This is a genomic window from Actinomadura alba (assembly GCF_014323705.1).
GTDB classification, from domain to species: Bacteria; Actinomycetota; Actinomycetes; order Streptosporangiales; family Streptosporangiaceae; genus Actinomadura_C; species Actinomadura_C alba.
In genome coordinates this window covers 219,162-239,538 of record NZ_JABVEC010000001.1, presented here as the reverse complement: position 1 = coordinate 239,538, position 20,377 = coordinate 219,162, and the positions used below count along the sequence as shown (strand labels likewise).

Below are 20,377 nucleotides of genomic sequence, written 5' to 3'. Positions count from 1 at the left end.
ACTGGAGGGCTCCCCGCACTGTCACGGCCCGCCCGGCCGCGAATCCGCTTGGCTATCGCGGACTCACTCAACGTAGCAGAAGGGAGGGAGCGGCGTTTCCTCTCCGGCCGGAAAACCGGAGTCCCCACGCCGCGATCTCAATGAGCGACAGAATCGCGCTCGATGGGGGCAGGACGGGACCGTCCAAGATCGGACAGAGCGAACCCTGGGCCACCCGTGGTGACGTCCGGATCGGACTCGGCGAACCGCGCGGCCCGGACTTCCTGCCCCCGCGCCCCGGCCCGGCGGGGCCGCCCGGTGGACCGGTGGCCGGACCGTTCGCCCCCTTGCCGTCGGCACCGGCACCGGCACGGCCCGGCGGATCCCGCGCCGGCGGGCGCATCATGGCCATGGCCATCCTGGCCGCGGCGCTGACCGGCGGAGCGGCCGGGATCGCCGGGGCCACGCTGACCTCCGACCGGGGGCTCGCGCCACCGGCGCAGTCCACCGCCGGTCCGGTGAACGGCGGCGGCGACCTCAGCGACATCGCGGCCCGCGTACAGCCGAGCGTCGTGTCGATCGAGATCCGCGGGACGAGTTCGCGGGGGACCGGATCCGGTTTCGTCATCGACCGCGGCGGTCACGTGCTCACCAACGCGCACGTCGTCGACGGGGGAGGCGAGGTGACGGTCGTCCTCCCCGACCGGCGCCGGCTGCCGGCCCAGGTCGTGGGCACCGATTCCGCGCACGACATCGCCGTACTGTCCATCGCCGCCGCCGACAGCCCGCCGCCGCTGGTCTTCGGCCGCTCGGCCGACGTGCGGGTCGGCGACCCGGTGCTGGCGATCGGCTCTCCGCTCGGGCTGGCCGGCACTGTCACCGGAGGTATCGTCAGCGCGATGAACCGGGAGGTACGGCTGGGCGGCGGCGAGCGGCAGACCGCGCTACAGACCGACGCGTCCATCAATCCCGGCAACTCCGGCGGGCCACTGGTCAACGCGCGCGGGGAGGTGGTCGGCGTGAACACGGCGATCGCGACGCTCAGCCGTGGCGGCGGTTCCGGCTCCATCGGCATCGGGTTCGCGATCCCCGTGGACCGGGCCGTGGATCGTGCCCAGCAGCTCATCCGTTGACGTGACCGTGGGCGGAGAGACAGGGAGCGTGGACTGATGCGAGTGCTGGTCGTGGAGGACGAGGAGGACCTCGCCGAGGCGCTTCGGTTCGGGCTGGTGAGGGCGGACTACGCGACCGACATCGCCTTCGACCTCGCGGAGGCGTCGCAGAAGCTCTACGCCACCTCGTACGACCTGATGGTCCTTGACCTCAACCTTCCGGACGGCGACGGCACCGACCTCTGCAGCGCGATCCGCCGTGGTGAACTGGCCGGGGAGACCGGGGCCGACCTGCGGATCCTGATGCTCACCGCGCGGGACCGGCTCGCTGACCGGGTGCGCGGTCTGGATGAGGGGGCCGATGACTATCTCGTCAAGCCGTTCGCCTTCCCGGAGCTGCTGGCCCGGGTACGGGCGCTGCTGCGCCGCGACAGCGGGGGCGCCTCGGCCGTGTGGACGGTGGGCGAGCTGACGCTCGACACGGCGCGGCACGAGGCGTACCGGGGTGATCGGCGGCTGAACCTGAGTCCCAAGGAGTTCTCGGTGCTGCGGTATCTGATGAGCCGGCCCGGCGAGGTCGTGTCGTCCGAGGACCTCCTCGAACACGTGTGGGACGAGAACGCCGATCCCTTCACCAACACGGTACGGGTCACTCTCGGTACCCTCCGGCGCAAGCTCGGCGACCGGGACGGTGAGCGGCTCATCGAGACGGTGGTGCGTCAGGGCTACCGGCTCATGGAGCAGCCGGCGGAGTCCGCGTCATGATCCGTCGCCCGGCGCCGCCGAGCCGGCTGAGGCTGCCCCAGGTCGCGCAGTCGATCAGGTTCCGGCTCACCGTGCTCTACTCGACGCTGCTCTTCGCGCTGGCGGCGCTGGTGCTCGGGGGCATCTACCTGGTGCTGGCGGAGCGCACCGACGCCGGTCCGATCACGACGCAGTACGCGAAGAACTACCGGCAGGAGTCCGACGGCACCAAGACCTACCTCGGCACGATCGCCGTGGCCGAGGTCAGGGAGGTCGAACAGGCCGTCAACTACGAGACGCAACAGACCGTCAAGGACTACTCGCTGGGCATGCTGGGCGGGTTGTTCGTGGCGAGCCTCGGTATCGGCTGGGTGCTGTCGGGACGTGCGCTGAAACCGGTGCGCGCCATCGCCCGCACCGCGGAGGAGATCCAGGCCACCGATCTCTCCCGGCGGATCCGGCTGGACGGGCCGAGGGACGAGCTGCGCTATCTCGCCGACACCGTCGACTCCATGCTCGACCGGTTGAACAACGCGTTCGACGCGCAGCGCCGGCTCATCGACGACGCCTCGCACGAACTGCGCAGCCCGCTGGCGATCATCAGGGCGAATCTCGACACGGTGCTCACCGTTCCCGACGCCACTGACGAGGACCGCCGCCGGGCGGCGCTGGTCGTCGACCGGGCCACCACCCGGATGACGCGGCTGGTCGAAGACCTGCTGGCCACCGCGCGGCGCTCGACACCGGCCCTGCACGACACCGACGTGGACCCGGCCGCGATCGCCCGCGAGGCGGCGGAGGAGTTCGACCCGCTCGCGGCCGGCCGCGGGCTGACCATCGAACGCGACCTTGGCGCCGGCCCCACGATCATCGGCGACCACGACGCGCTGCGGCGGGCGGTGGGGAATCTGCTGTCCAACGCCGTACGGCTGGCTCCCGTGGGCACCCGGATCACCGTGGCCACCGGCACGGAGGAGGGCTGGCGGTGGATCGCGGTCAGTGACGGCGGCCCCGGCATTCCGGCCGACGACCAGGCCCGGGTGTTCGACCGGTTCTGGCGGGGGGCCGACGTGCGCCGCTCCCGCGAGCGGCGCACCGGCCTGGGGCTGGCGATCGTACGGCACATCGTCGAGGCGCACGGCGGGCATGTGCGGCTGTTCTCCGAGCCGGCCGTGGGCAGCACCTTCGTGCTGTGGCTGCCCTGCTCCGCCGCGGACGGCGGGGCGGGGCAACCGCCCGGCCATGACCCGCTCGGCCGGCAGCACCCGCCCGCGGCGACCACGAAGACGGCCGACGAGGCGACCACCGAAGACGGTCACCAAGGCGGCCACCGAGCCGGCGGCTAGCGGCGACCGTGGCGTGAACCGGGCAGCAGGACCTCGGCGATGACGGGCAGGTGGTCGGAGGCACCGGGATCGCTGGTGACGACCGCCGCGGTACGGGTGATCACCTTCGTGGACGTCAGCACGTAGTCGATCCGGCTCGTCGGGTTCTCACTGTCGTAGGTGAGGCCGTCGCCGACCCCGCCCTCCACCCACGAGTCGGCCATGTCGTCGGCGAGCGCGCGGATCTCCGGCTGCTCGGGGGTGGCGTTGAGGTCGCCGAGCAGCACGAACGACTCCCGCGGCCGGCCGATCAGCGTCTTGATGGCCTGGGCCTGTTCCAGCCGCTCGGCCGCGTTGTTGTGCTGGAGGTGGGTGTTGTACACCTGCAGCGGAACACCGCGCACCTTGACGCGTGCCCTCAGCAGTCCGCGCTGCTCGTGTCCCTCGTACTTCGGCAGGTACCTGTTGTCCCAGTCGGTGATCCGCGAACGCGACAGGATCGCGGTGCCGTACTGACGGCGCGGTGCCCCCGGCGCCAGCGGGTCGAGGTCGAGGTTGGCGCCGTACACGACGTGCATGTCGAGCCGGCGGGCCAGCCACGACGCCTGGTCGACGAAGTCACTGCGCTCGGACCAGTGCCGGTCGACCTCCTGCAGACCGACGACCCCGGGATCACGGCCATCGATCACGTCGGCGATGCGCTCCAGGCTCACGTTGCCGTCGGTGCCCGCACCGTGGTGGATGTTGAAGGTCATGACCTTCACCGCGCGGGGCTTCGAGCTCGCGTCGGCGGGGGCGGCGAGGCCGAGCATGGCGGTGACGGCCATGGCGAGGATGATGGGCGGGCCGGTGATGCGCATGGGGGCTCCTGGGAGGCGGGGGATCGGCGCCGCCAGGCTGACGCCCCAGCATGTCGATCAAGAAAACGGCGGGCGAAGCCCGCGCATCGCGCGTGGGGCGGAGCGCCCGCACGCGGCACCAGCTGTGATCATGCGATTGCTCGCGGCGCCGGGGCGGTCCGCCGCGCGAACTTCTGCATGATCACGACGGACGGTCCGGCTCAGTTCGGGTCGCGTCCGCCGAACGCCGCGATCCGGTCGTACAGGGGAGCGTCGTCGGGCACCCGCAGCTGCGGGCCGATGTGGTGCCCGTCCGCCTCGTTGCCCCGCATCTGCGGCGTGAGGTTCTCCTCGGACCACTGGAGTGCCGCCCGCCCGGGCTCGGGGTCGAGGTCGGTCGGTTGGCCGGTGGCCTTGCAGATGTCCCAGGCATGGATGACCAGCTCGGTGATCTGCTGGCCGACCGTCCAGATGGCCGGTACCTCGCCGAAGGGCAGCTTCTGCGTCCGGTCGAGGGCGCCCGGCCGCCGCCACGCGGCCAGCAACTCGGCCGCGGCCACGCGGTAGGCGCCGCGCCAGTCGTCGCCGATGACGTCGACGCCGAGGTGGTTCCGCTCGCCGCCGGCGGTCACCACGGCGAACTGGTGCACCTCGTCCACGATGTGGTTGACCAGTGCGCGCACGTCCCAGGAACGGCACGGGGTCGGCGACGACGCCTGCTCCGGCCGGACATTGGCGATGGCGGTGCCGGTCTGGTCGAGCGCACGTGACAGCAGGGCGATGGGGCCGTGGGACGTGGTCATCGTGGTTCCTCCGGTGTTCTCGCGTGTCCTCGTGACATGAAACGTGCGCGGCCGGGAGACTCATCGGTCCGCGTCGCCCGCAATCCGTGGCGGGTGGCGACGAGGGCGAGGATCAGCCGGTCACCGGTTCGCGGCGGCCAGGGGGTCGCCGGAGCGGGTGCGCAGGTCGAGCACTGAGCGCCCGTACGCGCCCGTACGCGCCCGTACGCGTCCGTACGCGTCCGGGCGAGACCGGTCCGCCCGGTGCCCGCCTACGACGGACCGGAGTGAGGCGGACCGGGGTTGGGCGGACCGGCGTGGGCAGGGCCGTTCCGCGCGTCCTGCCCGGTGCCGCGCTGCCAGCGGCTCAGTGCCGCGAGCGCCATCTCCTGGGTCCGGGTGAGGTTCCGCGCCGGCGGCTCGCCGGCTTGAGGAGGCGCGGGCGGGGCCGCCCGGCCTATCCGGACCTTCACGCTCAGCGTGTACGACACGAACAGCAGCAGGGTGAGCACGAGCAGGGACACCAGATGTTCGACCAGCCGGCCCATGAATCCGGCCCACACGTCGAGTACGCAGAAGACGGCGAATCCGATCATCCAGCCGACCAACGCGGGCAGGAGCCACACGTCCTTGCGACGCAGCATCCCACCGAGCACGGCGACGAACAGCAGCAACTGGACGGTCTTGACGAGGATGAGCACAGGGGTCGCGAGACCGGTGCCGAGCCCCGCGGTCTCGGTGAGGTAGCCCGCGATGTCGCTCCGGCGGTCGTCCCAGCCGATCAGGCTGCTCAGCAGCCCGGTGAGGCCGAAGGTGAGCAGGAAGACCCCGATCGGGTAGTGGTGGCGGTGCCAGCCGGGCCGCTGCCGTTCGGGTGGAGCGAGCGGAGGCGGCGATGGGAGCGGAGCGGGCGACTCGGCACGCAGGGGCGGAGCGGGCCGCTCGCCGCGCGGAGCGGGTGCGTCCGGCTGCTCGTAGCCGCTCTGCTCCGGCGAGCGCCGTGGGGCCGGGGGAGTGATCAGCGGGAGCGGCAGATCCCGCCGGGTCTGGTCGGCCGGGGCGGGCGGCTCGTAGCCGGGCCGCTCGGTCCGAGGTTCCCCCGGCGCGGGGTCCTCGCTCTCCGGCTCCTCGGCATCGGGTTCCCCGGTCTCGGGTTCGCTCTTGGGTTCCCCCGTCTCAGGCACCTCAGGATCGGCTTCCCCGGTCTCGGGTACCTCGGGATCGCCGAGTTCCCCGGTCTCGGCCACCTCGGGATCGCCGAGCTCTCCGGTCTCGGGCGCCTCAGGATCGGGTTCCCTGGTCTCGGCCACTTCGGGATCGCCGAGCTCTCCGGTCTCGGGCGCCTCAGGATCGGGTTCCCTGGTCTCGGCCACTTCGGGATCGCCGAGCTCTCCGGTCTCGGGCGCCTCAGGATCGGGTTCCCCGGTCTCGGACACCTCGGGATCGCCGAGTTCCCCGGTCTCGGCAACGTCAGGTTCGGTCTCTTCGGGAACGGGTTCCTCGGACGTTGGTCGTTCCCCGGTCCGGGCCTCCTGCGGTTCGGGCGTCCCCGCCTCGGGCTCTTCGGGGACCTCATCAGCCGGCTGTGCGGCGGGGGGAAGCGGTGCGGCGGCCTCCGGATCGACCGGGGCCGGCTCCGGATCGACCGGGGCCGGCTCCGGGTCGGCGGCCGGTCTTCTCGGCCGTGGCATCTCGATCGTCCCCGGGCGGCCCGCGGGCTCGATGCCAGGCGGGGCTGGTTTCTCCTGCGCGGTCGGCGTCTCCTCCGGGGTCTGCACCGCCTCTTCACCCTCCACCCGTGGCCCCCGCGGATCTTTCGGTCCCGATGGACCGTCCCCGGCGGGGTTGGACGCTCCTTGGCCGGCGCCGGTTGGCATATGCGCAAGATATCCCGGATCTTGCAGGTCGAGTGCCGCACGCGCGGGACCCGGCATCACGATCTCGGCAGACCCAGGGTCCGTTCGGCGATGATGTTGCGCTGGATCTCGCTGGAGCCCGCGTAGATCGTGTCCGCCCGGCTGAACAGCAGCAGCCGCTGGGCGGCGGTCGGCTCGTAGGGATCGGCGTTCGCCGCCACCATCCCCTCGGCCCCTCGCACGTCCACGGCGAGCTCGCCGAGCCTGCGATGCCATTCGGACCAGAAGAGCTTGGCGATCGAGACCTCCGGCCCCGGTTCGCCGTCGGCCGGCGACCGCATCGTCCGCAGCGCGTTGAACCGCATGATCTCCAGTTCGATCCACGCCTGGGTCAGCCGGCTCCGCAGGATCGGATCCGCCGCCGCGCCGCCGGCGCGCGCCTGTTCCATGACGCGGTCCAGTTCCCGGCGGAAGCCGATCTGCTGCCCGAGGGTCGACGCGCCCCGTTCGTACCCGAGCGTCGCCATCGCGACCCGCCATCCGTCGCCGGGCGCGCCCAGGATGTTGCCCGCGGCCGTCCGGGCGCCGTCGAAGAAGACCTCGTTGAACTCGCTGGTGCCGGTCAACTGGACGATGGGGCGCACCTCGACGCCCGGCTGCCGCATGGGCACGAGGAGATAGGCCAGTCCCTTGTGGCGCTGCGAGCCCGGTTCGGTCCGGCAGAGGACGAAGCACCAGTCGGCCACGTGCGCGAGCGAGGTCCACACCTTCTGCCCATGGACCACCCATTCGTCGTCGACCAGCTCGGCACGCGTCTGGACGGCGGCCAGATCGGATCCGGCCCCGGGTTCGGAATAGCCCTGGCACCACAGCTCTTCGCCGCGCCGGATCGGCGGCAGGAAGCGGCGCTTCTGCTCGTCGGTGCCGAAGTCGATGATCGTGGGTCCGATCAGCCCCTCGCCGATGTGCCCCATCCGCTGCGGGGCGTCCGCCCGGGCGTACTCCTCGAAGAAGACGACCTGTTCGTCCATGGCGGCGCCGCGCCCGCCGTGCTCCACGGGCCAGCCCAGGCAGGTCCAGCCCGCCTCGCCGAGCAGCCGCTCCCAAGCGAGGCGCACCTCGTGCCCCTGGTGCTCGAGGCCGGGGCCGCCGAGCCCCCGTGCCTTGGCGAACTCGCCGCTCAGGTTCAGCGTGAGCCAGTCGCGCACCTCGGCGCGGAACCGGTCGAGGCGGGTGCCGGGGCGGCCCGCCGGGTCAGCCATCGAAGCGGCCGTACCCGCCCTTGTAGAACAGCAGCGGGTCGGCCTCGTGGTGCTTGTCGAGGTGGTGCACCCGGGCGACGATGATCGTGTGGTCACCGGCGACGACCTCGCTCTCGACGGAGCACTCGATCCAGGCCAGTGCCTCCTTGAGCACGGGGCTGCCGCCGGGTGCGGCCGTCCACTCGAGGTCGGCGAACTTGTCGCCGCCCTTCGCCGCCAGCCGGACGCAGATGTCGAGCTGCTGCCGGCTGAGGATGTTGACGCACTGCCGGTCGGCCCGGCGTAGCCGTGGCCAGGTCGTGCTCGTGTGCGCGACGCAGAACGCGACCAGCGGCGGGTCGAGTGACACGGACGTGAACGAGTTGGCGGCCAGCCCGGCCGGCCGGCCATCGGCCGGATCGATGGCGGTGATGGCCACGACTCCGGTGGCGAACCGGCCGAGTATCGACCGGAACCGCATGCTGTCGATGTCGGTGACCGGTGCGGCCGGGGCTCCGTTGGGCGACCCGGGCAGCCGGCGTCGCGAGCCGTGGCCGGAGGGGCGATCGGCCGAGTCGTAGCCGGGCGCCGTGGTGGCAAATGCACCGTCGGCCATTGGCCCGATCCCTTCTCTTAGCCAAGCGCTTGCTTGGACGATAGGCGGGTGCGGTTCGCGGTGTCAAGCCGATCGCCCGCCGCCCAACGCGACTCGATGGGTCTATCGCCTGGTGGGAAGGGGTGATGGGTGCGCGGCCGAGATGGCTCGACGGCGGTGAGGGTGTCCGCCGGCCCGGCCGGGGCGTTGACAGTCTCCGCGTCCGGATGCTTGTCTCTTGGCCAAGCGCTTGCTCGTCATCATCGACCACGCCGGGACACGAGCGGGCCGCACGCCGTCGCGGAGAGGTCGCGGGAGAGGGGTCTCGTGGGTTCAGGGCACTTGCGAGACCGGGCCGCCATCGCCGGCGTGGGCTACACGCCCTTCAGCGCGAACTCGGGCGTGTCCACCCTCACCCTGGCCGTCGACGCGATCCTCGCGGCGCTCGACGACGCGGGGCTCACCGTCGGCGACGTCGACGCGCTCGCCACGCACCGTGTCGGCGACTCGACGCCGCCCTGGGTGGTCGCCCCGGCCCTCGGCGTCCCCGAGGTCACGTGGTACCTCGACCAGTTCGGCGGCGGCAGCGTCTCCCACTCGGTCGTCGGGCAGGCGGCCATGGCGGTGGCGGCGGGCATCGCGACGACCGTGGTCTGCTACCGGGCCGTCAACGCGCGGTCGGAGTTCCGCATGGGCGGCACCGGCCGCGGACCGGCGCCGGTCTTCGACGTGCAGTACCAGGCTCCGTACGGTCTTCTCGCGCCCTCGCAGCAGTTCGCCATGTACGCGCGGGCGCACATGATCGCCTACGGCACGACCCACGAGCAGTTCGGGCACATCGCGGTGAACCAGCGTGCCAACGCCGCGAAGAACGACAGGGCGCTCAAACGCGAGCCCATCACGCTGGACGACTACCTGGCCTCGCGCTGGATCGCGGAGCCGTTGCGGCTGCTGGACTGCTGCCTGGAGACCGACGGTGCCTGCGCGGTGGTGGTCACCTCGGTCGAGCGGGCCCGGCACCTGCCCCGCCCGCCGGTGCTCATCTCCGGGGCGGTCTGGGGCGGTGGTGACAGCTTCCTGTCCGGCACCGGGACCGACTTCACCGTCTCCGAGGCGGCCCGCGTGGCACCGCGCCTCTACGCCATGGCCGGAGCCGGGCCGGCGGACATCGACGTCGCCGAGATCTACGACTGCTTCAGCTACTCCGTGCTGGTGCAGCTCGAGGACTACGGCTTCTGCCCGAAGGGAGAGGGAGGGCCGTACGTCGCCTCGGGCGCCACCGCCCTCGGCGGGACGCTGCCGGTGAACACTCATGGCGGGTTCCTGTCCGAGGGGTACGTGCACGGGCTCAACCATGTCGCCGAGGCGGTGTCGCAGCTGCGCGGCACCGCGGGCGATCGCCAGGTGCCTGGCGCCGAGGTGGCGCTGTCCACGGCACAGCCGGGATACGTCCTGGCGGGCACGTCCGCCCTCATCCTGCGGGCGGACCGGTGACCGGGGGGAGCGGGGGATGAGCGCGCCACCACGTCCGCGGCCATGGCCGGACCGGGACTCGGCCCCCTGGTGGGAGGCCGTGCGACGGCACGAACTGCTGCTCCAGCGCTGCGGCCACTGCGGCACGCCGCGCTTCCCACCCCGCGCCGTCTGCAACCGCTGCCGGTCGCGCGAGTCCGGGTGGGTGCCCGCCATGGGCACCGGCCGGGTCTACAGCTGGATCGTGAACCACCACGCGTTCATGCCCGCGATGGCCGCCGAGGTGCCCTTCGCGGTGCTGATGGTCCGGCTCGACGACGCCGACGACCTCTTCATGTACGGCAACCTCGTGGCGGCCGGCGTGGCGGACCTCGTGCCCGGGCTGCCGGTGGAGGCGGTCTTCGCCGACGTGCTCGGGGACGATGGCGAGGGCTTCACCCTCGTCCAGTGGCGACCGCGCCGGCGAACCCCCTGAAGAACACGCTGCGGAACTCAGCGGGCCGTGGCGGCGCGGGCGCGCAGCGCCGGCTTGTCGACCTTGCCGTTGACATTGGCCGGGAGTGCGTCAACGACGATCACACGGCGCGGCACCTTGTAGTTGGACATGTTCTCCCGGGCCCACGCGAGGACGGCTCCGGGCTCGGGAACCGCGCCCGGGCGCGGCACGACGTAGGCCCAGCCGACCTCGCCGAGCCTGGCGTCGGCCACGCCGATGACGGCCGCCTGCGCCACGTTCGGATGGTGCAGCAGCAGCGCCTCGATCTCGGCGGGGTAGGCGTTGAAACCGCCGACGATGAACATCTCTTTCTTGCGGTCCACGACGGCGAGGTCGCCCCGCTCGTCGAGGACGCCGATGTCGCCGGTGTGCAGCCAGCCGTCGGCGTCGACGACCTCGGCGGTCTTCTCCGGATCGTCCCAGTACCCGGGCATGACGCCGTACCCGCCGACCAGGATCTCGCCGCGTTCGCCGTGCGGCAGGTCGCGTCCGGCGTCGTCGACGATCCGCAGGGAGACGCCGGGCACCGCCCGCCCGGTCGATCCCGCGATGACCTCCACCGGGTCCTCGGCCCGGGTCATCGAGACGACCGTCCCCTCCATCAGGCCGTACGCGTTGATCATCCGTTTCAGCCCGACCCGGTCGAGCAGCCGCCGGATCAGCTCGGGAGGCACGGCCGCGGCGCCGCAGATGGCCACCCGCAGCGAGGACACGTCGCGGCCGGCCGTTCCGAGCTCGTCGAGGATCCGGTGGAAGAGCGTCGGAGGCCCGGCGAGGACACTGATCCGGTCGCGTTCGATCAGGTCCATGAGCTCGTCGGGCGCGAAGAGCGCGACCGGGATCATCGTGGCACGCTTGAGCACGCACGCGAGAAGCCCGGCGTTGATCCCGAATCCGTGCGAGAACGGCGCGATGATCGGGTAGCGGTCCTCTTCGCCGAGTGTGACGATCTCGGCCCAGTCCCAGTAGCCGCGCAGCAACTGACCGTGCGGCAGCATGACGCCCTTGGGCGCTCCCGTCGTCCCGGAGGTCGCCATGATCTCGGCAAGATCGTCCTCGCGCACGGCGAGCGCACGCCGCTCGGCCTCCCGCGCGGGCACGCCTGCACCGCGCGCGGCGAAGTCCGCCCACGGCAGGACGCCGGGGCGGGGCGGAACCGAGGGCCGCCCGAAAGTGATCACGTGACGCAGATCGGGGAGCCCGCCGAACGGCCGGCCCGCGGCCGGCTCGCCGTACGCCTCGGCCAGCATGCCGAGGAAGGAGGTGTCCATGAACCCTTCGGCGACGAAGAGCACCCTCGCCCCGACGCGGTGCAGCATCCGGCCGGCCTCGATGCCCTTGAACCGGGTCGACAACGGCGCCACGACGGCACCCGCGTCCCACACGCCGTACGCGCTGATCACCCACTCGGGGGTGTTCGGCGCCCAGATCCCGACCCGGTCGCCGGGGGACACCCCGAGCGCGATGAGCCCCCGGGCGGCCTCACCCGCCCGCCGGGCCAGTTCGGCGATGGTGAGCCGCACCGGTCCGGCCACCACGGCCTCGACGGCACCGTGGCCGGCGGCCTGGTCCCTCAGCATGCGCGGGATCGTGCCCCACTCCGGCACCGGTCGTGGCTCCACGGGCCAACCTCCCGACCTGTGTCTCTTCTCCCTCTCGCCGTCCGGCCTGGCGGTCAGGGCACCGGGCGGCCGCCCACCGCCGTCCGGTCGCGGGCGAGGTGGTGGCCGCGCAGATCGTTGATCGACCCGGGCCGCCTCTCGGCCGAGACCTCGGGGTCGACGACCACCTCGACCGTCACCGGGGTGAGGGCGGCCAGCGCCTGCGCGATGCGCGACCTCCACATCGGACTCGCGACGAGCGTCTCGCGGTCGAAGGTGACGTGCAGTGCCGCCGCGTCGAGCGTGCCGGCGCGACTGATCCGCAGCTCCCAGTGGCTGATGCCCTCGATCCGGGACAGCGCGCCGGCGATCCTGGGCACCGAGATCCAGCGGCCGCGGACGAGCACGTGCTCGCCCACCGTGTGCGAGGGTGCCGGCAATCCCTCCTCACCACCGGACAGCGGCACGACGTGACCGGTGCGCAGGGTCGCCTCCCGCAGGGTCGAATGCCAGCGAGGGCACACGACGATCTCTCCGAACCCCTCCGGGTAGGGCGGGTCGAGCACCGTGTCCTTGTCCAGCGGCGCGAGCCCGAGCACGCCCTCGCGCACCGGCGAGAAGCAGGCCTGCCCGGCCCGGCGATGCGCGACCGGCACCCCGGTGAAAGGGTCGGTGTACAGCTCCACCACCGAGGCGCCGAACTCCGACGCCAGCTGTTCGTGCGTGCCCGGCGAGGTGATCTCGCCGGTGATCATGACGTGCCGCAGGTCCAGGTCGAGCGGGTCGACGAGGAATTCCAGGTGCAGCCGGGCGAGCAGGTCCATCGCTCCGGTCGGCGTGGTGATCAGGGCGGTCGCGCGTACGGCCTCCAGCGCGCGGTGCAACCGCATGCGGCCGCGCGGACCGACCGACGCGGCGGCGCCCGCGACCGACGTGGCGGCGTGGGCGAGCACCACGCCGGTCTGCTCACCGTCGTTGTTCAGCGCCACCACGACGCGGTCGGACCCGTCCAGCCCCGCGTCCGCGAGGGTGGCCGCCGCCAGTTCCAGGGCGTGTACGTGATCGTCGGCCCCGAGCGGCGTCGCGACGTCGGATTCGGGCGACAGCAGCAGGAGGCCCGCCGCGGCACCGGGCGTGACGGCGAAGGAGTCTCGTGTCGCCCAGGTCAATTGGCCACCTCCCGCATGAACAGCCGCATCGAGTCGCAGACGTGATCGTGGGCCAGCCCGCCCACCTGGCCCTGCAGGATCAGGTCGGTGGCCCCCGCCGCCTGGATCAGCTCGACCGCCTTGCGCGAGCCCTCGACGTCGTCGACCACGACCATGTGGTGCTCGCGGAGCGTGTCCATCGCCTCGGCGGGGGGCATGCCGGCGGCGAGCTGCCCGAGCACCCGGTGCGTGGCGTGCCGGGCGTCGTAGTAGCCGGGCGGCGTGACCAGGTTGACCTGCCGGCGGATGTACCAGAGGACCGGGTCGGCGGCGGCCTGGATCGCCTCGTCCCTGGTCGGCGCGACGAACCATGGGATCATCAGGGCGACGCGGCGAGTGTCCGGGTCGTGGCCGTTGTCCACCAGGCATCGCTTGTACTCGGCGATGTCCTGGGCGACGTCGTCCAGCCCCTTGAGCATCGTCATGCCGAGCAGGTTGTAGCCGTTCCTGGCCGCCGCGAGATAACCGTCCAGCGAGGTCGACGCCACCCACACCGGGGGGTGCGGCCGCTGCACCGGCCGTGGATAGACGGCCACGTTCGGAACCGAGAAGAACTCGTTCTCCCGCGTGACCGGCTCGCCGTCCGCGTTCCAGATCGCGAGCACGGCCTCGAGCGTGTCCTCCCAGATCCTGCGGGACTGCTCGAAGGGCCGCTGGAACGCCTGGTACTCGAGCGGCGAGGCGCCGCGGCCGGTGCCGAACTCGACCCGGCCGCCACTGATCACGTCGAGCGTCGCCACCCGCTCGGCCGTACGGATCGGCGACTGGAACGGCAGCAGCACCACACCGAGGCCCAGGTGGATCCGCGTGGTGCGCTGGGACAGGCCGGCGAGCACGAGGTCGGGTGCCGACGAGTGGGAGAAGCCTCGGGTGAAGTGGTGCTCGACGAACCACGCGGTGTCGTACCCGAGCTCGTCGGCCAGCACGACCTGGTCCATGACGTTCGCGAAAGATCGCTGCTCGACGTCTCGAGACCGTCCGCGCACCTCGAGTTCGTAACCGACGCTGACCCGTAGGGACGTCATCAAGCCTCCGTGGTACGTGACCAAGCGCTCGCTTGGGAGCGTAGCAGCAGCGAGGACACGCAACAAGTCGATCATCTGACAGGCACCCAGCGGTGACGACGGAGGGAGTCGGCCATCAGCCCTCCAGCACCTTGGCCAGACGGTTGGTCTCGGCTGCGGGGCGTCTGCGCACGTCGGTCAGAGCGGCGATGCGTTCGTCGAGCGCACCGAGGCGTTCGGAGAAGGTCCGGATCAGGGCCACGCAGTCCTTCGGCGGCTCCGAGTTCCCCTTACCCAGGCAGTGGACGAACTGCAGCACGTCCTCCGAACTGAGTCCGGCGTGCAGGAGGCGGGCGATGTCGCGCACGAGGAGGACAGCGTCGCCGTCGTAGATCCGGTAGCCGTTGTGGTCGCGCTCCGCGCAGCACGACCATGAGAAGGGGTGCGGCGAGCACACCGCACAGGAGGAGCATCAGCGCGCGGAGGGCGCCCAGCGCGTCCACCAGTTGACCGCCAACGAACACGCCGACGATCCCGGCCAGACCCACGGCGGTGATGAGCGGGGCGACGGCGGAGCCCCGGATGCCGCCGATCCGGCCGACGATCTCTGTGATGTAGACGTAGGACATCATCCCGCCCGCGCCGCTGGGGATCATCGCCAGGAGCGCCGCGGCCGTGGCCGGACGGCGTAGCGGCGCTAGGCGGTCCTTGAGCCCGGCCCTCTCCCCGCCCGGCAGCGGCGGCAGGGTCAGCAGCAGGCCGAGGCCTGCCACGAGGGCGATGGCGGCGACAAAGAGCATCGTGGCCCGCCAGCCCAGTTCTCCGCCGATCCATGTGCCGGCCGGCACCCCGGCCACCAGCGAGGTGGTCAGCCCAGCCCCCACGATCGCGAGGAACCGTCCTTGACGGCCTTCGGGGGCGGCCGTGGCCGCGATGGCGAAGGCGGCGGGGGAGGCGGTCGCGGCGGCCAGCCCCGAGATGATCCGGGCCACCAGCAGCGAGCCGTACGTCGGGGCCAGGGCGGCCCCGAGGTTGGCGAGGACGAAGACGGCAGCCGCCCCGATGAGCACCTGCCGCCGGGGCAGCCGGGCGGTCAGGAAGGCGGCGACCGGCGCCCCCAGCGCGAACGTCAGCGCGAACACGGTCACGAGCTGGCCGCCCATCGCGACCGAGACATCCAGGTCCTGGGAGATGTCCGGGAGGATGCCTGCGATGATCAGGTCGTCAGTGCCGAAGGAGAATGCCAGGAGGAAGAGCGCCGGCAGCCACAGCGGCAGGGGCGAGCGCGAACTGTTCGTCGCCCCCGTGCCCGTCGGAGCCGGTCGGGTCCCGTGCGTAGTCATGCCGCGACGCTAGGAGCTTGACGTTAGCGTCAAGGTCAAGCCCATTGAGTGCGAAGGCGTCACCGCGACGGCTGGGGGGCCACCGCAATGAGGGCGCGGTCGCGTGAGACGACCCCGGCCAGGGCCGGTCGCAGGCTGATCCGCGGGCCCGGTCGTACGGCCCGGTCGGCCCGGTCCGAGGCGCGCAGCGCGACGAGCGCGAGCCAGCCGACTGCGACGACGGCCCACAGCGACACCAGGCGGTACACGGTCACGGCCGCGCCGGCGGGTGCCGCGGTCGCCCCGAACCCGACGAGGGTGGCGATGAGACCGGCCTCCATCGCGCCGAACCCGCCCGGCAGCATGGGCATCAGGCTGCCCGCCGCCTGCGCGGCGAAGTAGGCGAACATGATGTGGTGCGGCGCCAGTTCGAGGCCCAGCGCCCGGGTGGCGGCGACGAGCGCGAGGATCTCGAATGCCCAGTTGAGGACGGCGAGGGTACCCACCACGCACCAGTCCCGGCGGCTCAGCCGCATGAGGTCGCGCGCCTGGCGCAGCGAGTGGAAGACCGGCGCGACCCGCCCGTGGGCGAAGACGGTGTGGAGCCGGCGCCGGGCGAGATCGTGAAGCGCGCGCCGGACCCTGGTGCTGCGCCATGGCAGGATCGCGAGGAAGGCCGCGACGGCCAGCGCGATCAAGGTCGGTACGCGTGCTCGGGGCTCGCCGAGCAGGGCGGTGAGGCCGACGAGGGTGTACGCGCTCGTGGTGATCACGCCGCCGAGCAAGATCACTGCGGTCGCGACCGGCGCGGACGCTCCGCCCCGGCGGAACTGCCGGAACGCGTAGAGCACGCTCACCGCGGTGCCCGCGGGCAGTGTCGTCGAGAGGGCGTTCCCCGCGTACGTCACCGCGAACGCCCGTCGCAGCGAGATCCGTACGCCTCCCGTGCGCAGCAACCTGCGCTGGAGCCGGGCGAAGGCGCCCATCGACAGCAGCTCCGCGATGATCACAAGGGTGAGCCAGCGGGGATCGGCCCCCGCCGCCAGGGCCCAGATGGCGCCGGGGTCGGGCAGGGCGTCGCGGAGCAGCACGAGCGTGCCGGCGACGGCGGCCAACAGGGCGAGCAGGACCGGCCAGGTCCGCACGCGCGACCGCCGCGCGCCGCCGACCGGGCCCGGCGCGGATTCCGCCGCCGAGGGAAGCCGTGCGCCGGCGGACCCGAACGCCACCGTCTCGACCACCGCATCTCCTTCCGGTCTCCCGTACGTGCTTGCCGGTTCAACAAGGCTGTCAACCTGACAATTCCGGCAAAAGGTAATAAAAGTATAAGCTTGCGACTGGCCACGAGAAAGTAAAATCTGCGGCGCGCCGACGCGATGAGCTGCGGATTCTCGCTGATGGCCACGCCCACGCGGTGGTGGGCGGCCGTAGGGCGACCGGCGCGGGCGCGGAGGACGCCGGATCGCGTCCCGGGCCGCGGATCAGGTCGGGCGGATCAGGTCGCGGGCGAGACCGCCGACTTGGACAGGCCGGGAAACGCCGTGGCGGGCGCGGACCCGCGCCAGCGCACGGACCGGTTGATCGCTTCCTGCATCCCCTGCGCGGCGAACCGCCGTACCTTCGGATCGGCGACACCGGCGAGCCCCAGATAGGCGGCGAGGACATGGTCCTCGAGCGCCGCGGCGAGCTGTGCGGCGCCGGCGGCGGCGGTCGGCCGGATCGGCAGGCGGTAGGCCGGCGCGGCGGCCACCGGCGCGGCCTTCTGTGCGGTGATGAAGGCGCTCAGCCGGTCGCGTCTGGCCCGGTGGGCGTCCCAGATGTCACGCGCGGTCTGCTGCTGGGCGCCTCGCAGCCGCGCGCCGAGCACCCCGTAGCCGTAGACCGCGGCGTGTTCGGCGGCAAGCGCCGCCTGCAGGGCGGCGACGGTGTCGGCTGCGGTGGCCGTGCCGCCGGTGCCGGGCTCGTTCGCGCCGCTCACTGCGCCCTCGACAGCGCCATGGCGTGGCCCGCCTCGCACGCGCCGATACTGGCCAGCAGCTGGGCGAACCCGGGCTGGACGTGCTCGACGTCACGTACCCGGGCTGCGGCGGCCTGCCGCTCGGCGAACCTCAGCGTGGCGAGCGCCTGCGTCGGCTCGCCCGGCGGGGCCGACCGGGCCGCCGGCGGGGCCACGGACGGCGGGCCGCCCGGGCTCTTCGACGCCGTGCCGCCCCGGTAGTGCCGGCGCAGCGCCGACAGGTGATCGCGATGGTGGGCGAGGGGCGGATCGAGCCGCCGCCCCAGTTGGGCGTGGGTGGCCTTGACCGCCTCATAGAGGGCGATCAGATGCTCCTCGGCGGCGATCGCCGTGGCGAGGACGGCCACGTCGGGATGGGGCTTCAGCTCCCGGAGCCGTTCCTTCGAACAGCCGCCGAGAATGAGCGGCAGGCTGAGGGCGCCGGCTCCGTGCAGCAACGCGCGCCTGTCCATCCCCGTTCGAGACAAGCGTGTCTCCTCACACGTCGTGCGGTGGCTCGATCCCCGCGCGGCTGCGGGCGGGCGTCCCGCGCGCCAGGGACGGCACAAGCATCCCACAAGCGCCCCGGCCTGATCGCCGCCGACGCGCGCCCGCGAGCCTACAGATCGTCAACGCGCCGGTGACCCGACCGAAAGAGCGCTGCTGAGTCCAGCTGTCGATAGTCTTGAGGAGCCGACGGGCGCAGCAAAGCGGCCGGACAGTGAAAAATCTGAACCCATCGCCCCATCCAGGGCTTCACAAGAGGAGGTCCCATGAGCGTCGGATCCCAGCGTGGGCGCGCTCGAAGGGACCGTGATGCCACAGGAGCGTCCTCGCGCGACGAGGCCGGTCAGCGGCTGGCGCGGCTGCTCGCCCCCATCATCGGCACGGTCGGCGTCGACCTGGAGGAACTCAGGGTCGAGCCGGCGGGCCGCCGGCGGCTTGTGCGCCTGGTGATCGACGCGGACAGGGGTGTGAGCCTCGACGATGTGGCGGCGGTCAGCCAAGCGGTGTCGGCGGCATTGGACGAAAGCGACGCGATGGGCTCGGCACCGTACGTGCTCGAGGTCACCTCGCCCGGAGTCGATCGGCCGCTCCTTGAGCCGCGACACTGGCGGCGGGCCGCAGGGCGGTTGGTCCGCGCACCGCTCGTCGCGGGCGGCGAGATCGAGGGCAGGGTGGTGACCGCGGACGACGAGGCGGTCGTCATCGACGTCGCGGGCGACCAGCGCAGGCTGGGCCTCGACGAATTGGGCCGTGGCCGGGTGCAGGTGGAGTTCCGCCGCGACGGCGCGGCTGACGAGGACTAAGGGGGAAAGCCTCGTGGACATCGATATGACTGCGCTGCGCAGCCTCGAGAGTGAAAAGGACATCTCGCTCGAGCTGGTTGTCAAGGCGATCGAAGACGCACTGCTCATCGCCTATCACCGCACCGAGGGTGCGGCGACCAGGGCGCGGGTCGAGCTCGACCGCAAGAGCGGCCATGTGACGGTCTGGGCGGCGGAGACCGACGAAGAGGGCAACCCGCTGCGGGAATACGACGACACCCCGAGCGGTTTCGGGCGAATCGCGGCGACGACCGCCAAGCAGGTGATCCTGCAGCGGTTGCGCGACGCCGAGGACGAACTCACGTTCGGCGAGTACGCCGGCCGTGAGGGTGACATCGTCGCGGGCGTCATTCAGCAGGGCAAGGATCCGCGGAACGTGCTCGTCGACCTCGGCAAGATCGAAGCGATCCTGCCGCCGCAGGAGCAGGTGCCCGGCGAATCCTACGAGCACGGTGAGCGGCTCCGCGCCTATGTGGTGCAGGTGCGCAAGGGACATCGCGGACCGTCCGTGACCCTGTCGCGCACCCATCCGAACCTGGTCCGCAAGCTGTTCGCGCTCGAAGTGCCCGAGATCGCGGACGGCACCGTGGAGATCGCGGCGATCGCCCGCGAGGCGGGTCACCGCACCAAGATCGCCGTACGGTCGCGCAAGCCCGGCGTCAACGCCAAGGGCGCGTGCATCGGTCCGCTCGGCAGTCGAGTGCGCAACGTGATGCACGAGTTGCACGGTGAGAAGATCGACATCGTCGACTGGTCCGAGGAGCCCGCGGACTTCGTCGGGAACGCGCTGTCGCCGGCCCGGGTGAACAGCGTCGCGGTCATCGACGCCGAGGCGCGCGTGGCCCGGGTGATCGTGCCCGACTACCAGCTCTCGCTGGCGATCGGCAAAGAGGGGCAGAACGCCCGCCTCGCGGCGCGGCTGACCGGCTGGCGGATCGACATCCGGCCCGACACCGAGGCCGCCGGAGGCAGGCCCGAGCAGGAGGCCCGGCCAGCGGCGCCGGGGGACCGTCGGGCCGGTGACCAGGAACTCGGGAACCGAGATCAACATCAAGATCAACAAGGCGTGGGTACCGCTGCGCCTGGGGAGCACGCGACCGGACCCGCGGACGCTTCGGCGCGGTAGACTCGTGCACGGTGGTCATGCGGTCCCACTGCGTACTTGCGTGGGCTGCCGGGTCCGCACGGCCAAGTCCGACCTGCTGCGCCTGGTGGCGGTCGGGGGCGACATCGTCCCCGATCCTCAGGGGCGACTCCCGGGGCGGGGTGCTTCGCTGCATCCTGACCTGGGCTGTCTCGATCTCGCAGAGCGTCGTCGGGCGTTCCCGCGGGCGTTTCGCCTGCCGGGGCCGCTCGACGCGAAAGCGCTGCGGGAACACCTCGAGGCGCCGCCCGCCGGGTGCGTGGGCAGGAAGGCTGGAAATGGAAGCGACGTCTAGTCGGAAGCAGGTCGAGATTGCTATGAGCGCTCGATGA

The 20,377-nt window shown here is 72.0% G+C and carries 21 protein-coding genes; 8 read left to right on the top strand and 13 right to left on the bottom strand.

The features are described 5' to 3' along the window. Positions 1-140 precede the first annotated feature (140 nt). Genes HKK74_RS01160 through HKK74_RS01150 form a run of 3 tightly spaced genes read left to right on the top strand, consistent with a single transcriptional unit; the run spans position 141 to position 3,181 of the window. Positions 141-1,112, top strand: coding sequence for a S1C family serine protease (locus tag HKK74_RS01160; RefSeq protein ID WP_187241031.1), 972 nt, complete (start codon positions 141-143; stop codon positions 1,110-1,112). 36 nt (positions 1,113-1,148) lie between these two features. Next, positions 1,149-1,856: a response regulator transcription factor gene (locus tag HKK74_RS01155; RefSeq protein WP_187241030.1), complete on the top strand. Its 708-nt coding sequence runs from the start codon at positions 1,149-1,151 to the stop codon at positions 1,854-1,856. Further along, a complete protein-coding gene (locus HKK74_RS01150) occupies positions 1,853-3,181 on the top strand; it encodes a sensor histidine kinase (protein ID WP_187241029.1) in 1,329 nt (442 codons plus the stop codon). Before HKK74_RS01155 ends, HKK74_RS01150 begins: the two co-directional genes overlap by 4 nt. On the opposite strand, the gene HKK74_RS01145 is transcribed toward HKK74_RS01150, so the two are convergent. From HKK74_RS01145 to HKK74_RS01125, 5 genes are all read right to left on the bottom strand, one after another. After that, positions 3,178-4,020, bottom strand: a complete 843-nt coding sequence (locus HKK74_RS01145) for an endonuclease/exonuclease/phosphatase family protein (RefSeq protein WP_187241028.1) — start codon at positions 4,018-4,020, stop codon at positions 3,178-3,180. The genes HKK74_RS01150 and HKK74_RS01145 overlap by 4 nt on opposite strands. A gap of 200 nt (positions 4,021-4,220) precedes the next feature. Further along, on the bottom strand, positions 4,221-4,802 hold the full coding sequence (locus HKK74_RS01140; protein ID WP_187241027.1) for a TIGR03086 family metal-binding protein: 582 nt from the start codon (positions 4,800-4,802) through the stop codon (positions 4,221-4,223). A gap of 251 nt (positions 4,803-5,053) precedes the next feature. Further along, the gene (locus HKK74_RS01135) at positions 5,054-6,577 is read right to left on the bottom strand and encodes a hypothetical protein (protein WP_222721731.1); all 1,524 of its coding nucleotides are present in this window, start codon (positions 6,575-6,577) and stop codon (positions 5,054-5,056) included. Between the two features lie 137 nt (positions 6,578-6,714). Next, complete coding sequence (locus tag HKK74_RS01130) at positions 6,715-7,899, bottom strand: acyl-CoA dehydrogenase family protein (RefSeq protein WP_187241025.1); 1,185 nt, start codon at positions 7,897-7,899, stop codon at positions 6,715-6,717. Next, positions 7,892-8,494, bottom strand: coding sequence for a flavin reductase family protein (locus HKK74_RS01125; RefSeq protein ID WP_187241024.1), 603 nt, complete (start codon positions 8,492-8,494; stop codon positions 7,892-7,894). Before HKK74_RS01125 ends, HKK74_RS01130 begins: the two co-directional genes overlap by 8 nt. Before the next feature lie 306 nt (positions 8,495-8,800). Here HKK74_RS01125 and HKK74_RS01120 point away from each other — a divergent pair, with 306 nt between their 5' ends. Continuing rightward, complete coding sequence (locus tag HKK74_RS01120; protein ID WP_187241023.1) at positions 8,801-9,967, top strand: thiolase C-terminal domain-containing protein; 1,167 nt, start codon at positions 8,801-8,803, stop codon at positions 9,965-9,967. A 16-nt stretch (positions 9,968-9,983) separates the two neighbouring features. Next, complete coding sequence (locus HKK74_RS01115; protein WP_187241022.1) at positions 9,984-10,421, top strand: Zn-ribbon domain-containing OB-fold protein; 438 nt, start codon at positions 9,984-9,986, stop codon at positions 10,419-10,421. A 17-nt stretch (positions 10,422-10,438) separates the two neighbouring features. Here the strand turns inward: HKK74_RS01115 and HKK74_RS01110 are convergent, their stop codons facing one another. The 8 genes from HKK74_RS01110 to HKK74_RS01075 all read right to left on the bottom strand — a co-directional run bounded on the left by HKK74_RS01110 (position 10,439) and on the right by HKK74_RS01075 (position 18,061). Beyond that, positions 10,439-12,022 (bottom strand): AMP-binding protein, encoded by a 1,584-nt coding sequence (locus HKK74_RS01110; RefSeq protein ID WP_187241021.1) that lies wholly within the window; start codon positions 12,020-12,022, stop codon positions 10,439-10,441. A 95-nt stretch (positions 12,023-12,117) separates the two neighbouring features. Next, entirely contained in the window at positions 12,118-13,212 is a 1,095-nt protein-coding gene (locus HKK74_RS01105; RefSeq protein ID WP_187241020.1) for a phenylacetate--CoA ligase family protein, read from the bottom strand. Beyond that, positions 13,209-14,276, bottom strand: coding sequence for an LLM class flavin-dependent oxidoreductase (locus tag HKK74_RS01100; RefSeq protein WP_187241019.1), 1,068 nt, complete (start codon positions 14,274-14,276; stop codon positions 13,209-13,211). The genes HKK74_RS01105 and HKK74_RS01100 overlap by 4 nt, the downstream gene beginning before the upstream one ends. Before the next feature lie 115 nt (positions 14,277-14,391). Then, the gene (locus tag HKK74_RS01095) at positions 14,392-14,574 is read right to left on the bottom strand and encodes a hypothetical protein (protein ID WP_187241018.1); all 183 of its coding nucleotides are present in this window, start codon (positions 14,572-14,574) and stop codon (positions 14,392-14,394) included. Continuing rightward, a complete protein-coding gene (locus HKK74_RS01090; protein WP_187241017.1) occupies positions 14,546-15,598 on the bottom strand; it encodes an MFS transporter in 1,053 nt (350 codons plus the stop codon). The genes HKK74_RS01095 and HKK74_RS01090 overlap by 29 nt, the downstream gene beginning before the upstream one ends. A 59-nt stretch (positions 15,599-15,657) precedes the next feature. Continuing rightward, a complete protein-coding gene (locus tag HKK74_RS01085; protein ID WP_187241016.1) occupies positions 15,658-16,818 on the bottom strand; it encodes a lysylphosphatidylglycerol synthase transmembrane domain-containing protein in 1,161 nt (386 codons plus the stop codon). A gap of 254 nt (positions 16,819-17,072) precedes the next feature. Next, positions 17,073-17,555 (bottom strand): ferritin-like domain-containing protein, encoded by a 483-nt coding sequence (locus tag HKK74_RS01080; RefSeq protein ID WP_187241015.1) that lies wholly within the window; start codon positions 17,553-17,555, stop codon positions 17,073-17,075. Beyond that, on the bottom strand, positions 17,552-18,061 hold the full coding sequence (locus HKK74_RS01075) for a hypothetical protein (RefSeq protein WP_187241014.1): 510 nt from the start codon (positions 18,059-18,061) through the stop codon (positions 17,552-17,554). The genes HKK74_RS01080 and HKK74_RS01075 overlap by 4 nt, the downstream gene beginning before the upstream one ends. 285 nt (positions 18,062-18,346) lie before the next feature. On the opposite strand from HKK74_RS01075, the gene rimP reads away from it, so the two are divergent. Genes rimP through HKK74_RS01060 form a run of 3 tightly spaced genes read left to right on the top strand, consistent with a single transcriptional unit; the run spans position 18,347 to position 20,340 of the window. Then, the gene (gene rimP, locus HKK74_RS01070) at positions 18,347-18,883 is read left to right on the top strand and encodes a ribosome maturation factor RimP (RefSeq protein WP_187241013.1); all 537 of its coding nucleotides are present in this window, start codon (positions 18,347-18,349) and stop codon (positions 18,881-18,883) included. Positions 18,884-18,908: 25 nt separating this feature from the next. Beyond that, positions 18,909-20,027, top strand: a complete 1,119-nt coding sequence (gene nusA / locus HKK74_RS01065; protein ID WP_246491137.1) for a transcription termination factor NusA — start codon at positions 18,909-18,911, stop codon at positions 20,025-20,027. Next, positions 19,921-20,340 (top strand): YlxR family protein, encoded by a 420-nt coding sequence (locus tag HKK74_RS01060; RefSeq protein ID WP_312881153.1) that lies wholly within the window; start codon positions 19,921-19,923, stop codon positions 20,338-20,340. Before nusA ends, HKK74_RS01060 begins: the two co-directional genes overlap by 107 nt. Positions 20,341-20,377 lie beyond the last annotated feature (37 nt).